The 3,347-nt window shown below is 62.7% G+C and carries 3 protein-coding genes and 1 pseudogene; 2 read left to right on the top strand and 2 right to left on the bottom strand.

Annotated elements, in window-relative coordinates; genetic code table 11:
• Positions 1-303 precede the first annotated feature (303 nt).
• Together VKI00_RS02010 and VKI00_RS02005 are read left to right on the top strand one after the other, a co-directional pair.
• Complete coding sequence (locus VKI00_RS02010; protein ID WP_324434914.1) at positions 304-1,419, top strand: adenylate/guanylate cyclase domain-containing protein; 1,116 nt, start codon at positions 304-306, stop codon at positions 1,417-1,419.
• A gap of 93 nt (positions 1,420-1,512) precedes the next feature.
• Positions 1,513-1,871, top strand: a pseudogene (locus VKI00_RS02005) (FAD-dependent oxidoreductase); the annotation flags it as partial.
• A gap of 44 nt (positions 1,872-1,915) precedes the next feature.
• Here the strand turns inward: VKI00_RS02005 and VKI00_RS02000 are convergent.
• Positions 1,916-2,191: a hypothetical protein gene (locus tag VKI00_RS02000; protein WP_324434912.1), complete on the bottom strand. Its 276-nt coding sequence runs from the start codon at positions 2,189-2,191 to the stop codon at positions 1,916-1,918.
• Between the two features lie 80 nt (positions 2,192-2,271).
• Positions 2,272-3,347: bifunctional phosphatase PAP2/diacylglycerol kinase family protein (locus VKI00_RS01995; RefSeq protein ID WP_324434910.1), on the bottom strand; the 1,076-nt coding region annotated here is incomplete at its 5' end.

Genomic DNA, 3,347 nt, shown 5'->3' with positions numbered 1-3,347 from the left:
GGGATCGACAGGATGAGTCATCACCCGTACTGCTCAAGGAGGCATGACACCGTGAACGGACCACTAGTCGGGGCGCTGATGAGTTGGCGGCGCCGTTGGATTTGTGTCGTTGACCAGTTCGGCGACGGGTGTGGCCCAGGGCTCACGCTTCATCCCGCGCGGTCCGGAAATACAGGTTGAGGGCATCGAACAATGCGCGAAGAATCGATCACTTCCGCGGGACCACTCGGATAGCGGTCCAACTCACCGCTGGTGATGTTGGTTATCTCCGATGAGGTGAGCAACACGGAGTACGTTGGCGCCGTGGCGGCAGAGACGGACGCGCGGGATATCGAGGCACGAGGGCTGCTGGCGGATCTGCAAGGGCAGGCGCGCGAGGAACGTGCTGAGCTCATTGCCTGGTTGCTCGCTCGGGGCTTCGACGTCAACCAGATCCGCAATGCGTTCAGCCCGATACTGTTGCCCGCCAATTGCGCTCTCGGCGATGACGGGACGTCGGTGACGACGCGGGAACTTGCCGATTCGAGTGGCGTCGGCCTCGAACTGTTGCAACGACTGCACCGCGCAGCTGGTCTGGTGCGTGTTGAGAACCCTGATGCGCCTCTGCAGTCACGGGCGGATGCCGAATCGGTAGTACACGCTGCACGTCTGGTCGATTTCGGCCTGGACCCGGCGCAGGTCGTCTTGATCGTGCGACTCCTGGTGGATGGCCTGACTGGCGCGGCAGTGGCCATGCGCCAAGCGGCCTTACAGGCATCGCTGCATCCGGGTGCCACCGAGCGTGAGCTTGCCCAGGCAATCGAAAGGCTGACCGAAGAAGCCGAGCCTCTTCTTGGGCCGATGGTCGACGATCTGTTGAGGGTGGTCTTGCGGCGTTCGTTTGAGACCGAGGCGGTGAACGAGGCAGAGCGTGCGGCCGGCACGGTGCCGGGTGCACGGGAAGTCGCCGTCGCATTCGCCGATCTAGTCGGATTCACGCGGCTCGGGGAAGAACTGCTGCCGGAAGATCTGGGCGTAATCGCCGCACGGTTCAGTGATCTTGCCCATGATGTCGTGACAAGTCCCGTCCAGTTCGTCAAGACGATCGGTGACGCGGTGATGCTGGTCTGCGCCGAACCCCGGAATCTGCTGACGACGGTCCTGGAGCTAGTTGAGGCCGCGGCTGCGGATGACTTCCCGCCACTACGGGTGGGATTTGCCTTCGGCCGTGCAGTCGGCCGTGCAGGGGACTGGTTCGGCAGCCCGGTAAATGTGGCCAGTAGAGTCACCAGCGTTGCACCCGGCGGCACCGTGCGAGTAACCGAATCCGCGCGTGAGGCGATCGGCGATACACCCGGCGTCGAGTGGTCCTTGGCCGAAGCGCGTCATCTCAGAGGAATAGACGGCGCAGTGTTGCTTTTCGACGCTCGCCGCGCGTGATACCGCCTGCTCGGTGCGCCACTTACCAGCGACACCCGGGTCGTTGATAACCGCCATTGCGAAGAAGCAACCCGAGAAGGGAAATCCGTCGATCCGGTGTGGACCTATGCCCATGTGCCAAACGGCTACAGCGGCGACGCCACCGCGGTGATCATCGCCCAGATCGAGCGGTTTGCGCCGGGATTCCGTGACCGCATCGTGAGCCACACCACCCGGACCACCACCCAAATGGCATCGTAGAACGCAAATTACGTCGGTTGCGACATCATGATCCGTTCGAAGGACATCCGTCAACTCACTTTTGGGCCACGAATCACGCTGTCGCCGTGCAGAGTTGGCTTTCCAGGCATGTACATTTGTTCCGCGGCCCACCCCGCCGGGCCCGGGCGCTCATGGCATGTTGCGGTGCCAACGCCGCCCAATCCGCGCTACACGAGCTCAGCCAACGGTGACGAAGCCTGTCCCCTGTCAGTTTTCACGTGCCGACGACACTGGCCTAGCCTTGAGCGCCCTCTAGCTCGGTTAGCTCCCAGTCGAACCATGCGGTTGCATAGCGGATCTGATTTTTGACATGGTCGGTAGCTTCCGCCTTGAGGTCCAACCCGTCGATGATCTGCTCGGCGAGATGACGAGGATAATCGGACAATCCTTGCGTTCCACAACTACAGGTAACCTCGGCATCGTCACCGTCACCGCTCGCGCGATGTTCGTCGATTATCTGGCGGATTCGTTCAATAAGTGTGTGGCGGATACGCTCAGCGGGATCGGGCATGCCATTTCTCTCCTGAATAGCTTTCTAGGGCTTGCGTCATCGTCTCTCTCACGCGGTCGGCGTAGGGTCCAAAGTCATCGTTAGCGTCGCGGCTGGGGGCAAAACACCGGAAGGACTCGGTACCGGATGCTGAAGCTTGCATGTTCATGCTGTCCATCCACCTCGCCATCAAATGCAATGGCGGTCGGCCCGTCGACGCAGCTGAAGCTGAACTGCGGCACATGCTGCTCGTGATACAGCCGGCTGCGTACCAGCCGTCCGGCCATTAGCGCCGTCATGACGCGGGTCTTGCTGAACGGGCGTCCGGTTTCCAGGATTCGCACGTCTATCAGCCCGTCATCGATCCGATTGCGTTGCGCCGGTGCGAATCCGGACGGCTGGTAGGTGGAGTTGCCCAGGAAGAACAGCGATGTCTGAATGGTCTTGTTGTCGTAGCGGATACGCACCGGCTCTTCATGGCGCAAGGTATGCAGCATTGCGTAGGCCGCCGCCGGCGGCTTGCCGATCTTGTGTTCCAGCCGTTCGCGGGTGCGCACAAAAGTGGGGTAGGCGCCGATGCTCGAGGTGTTGATGATCATTCGAGTGTTGTTGAAGCACATCAGATCGACGCAGTAGACGCTGCCCTCCCGTATCGCGCGGATGGTCTTGGCCACGTGCTCGCAGCCGATGTCCTTGGCGAAGTGGTTGAACGTGCCGGCCGGGAAAACTGCCAGCGCACATCCGGTGTCCACCGCTGCAGCAGCCGCACACGCGACGGTTCCGTCGCCCCCACCGATGCCCAACACGTCAGCCCGCTCAGCCGCCGCATGCAGCACCGCTCCGATGTCGTCGGTGGCGGTCAGTTCAATGATTTCGGCTTTGGGCAGTTCCCGGCGAACCTGAGCGATCACCCGATCGCCGGTCCCGCTGCCCGCAGCGGGGTTGACCACCACGACCACGCCCGCACCGTCCGGCCGCGGCGGCGTATCGATGCGCAGCGGGTCGGCGCTCGGCAGATGGTAGTCGACGATCGGGGGGATTAGGCGCCCGCCCAACACGGCGATCGACGCGCCGATACCGAAGCCTGCCAGCACGTCGCTGGGATAGTGCGCCCCGGTCGCGACGCGTGACAACCCGACCAGAGCGGCCAGCACGCCAAGCACCAGCCCCAGCGTCG

Source organism: Mycobacterium sp., assembly GCF_035314665.1.
GTDB lineage: Bacteria > Actinomycetota > Actinomycetes > Mycobacteriales > Mycobacteriaceae > Mycobacterium.
The sequence above is the reverse complement of the archived record's forward strand: the minus strand, read 5'-3'. Positions and strand labels throughout refer to the sequence as shown.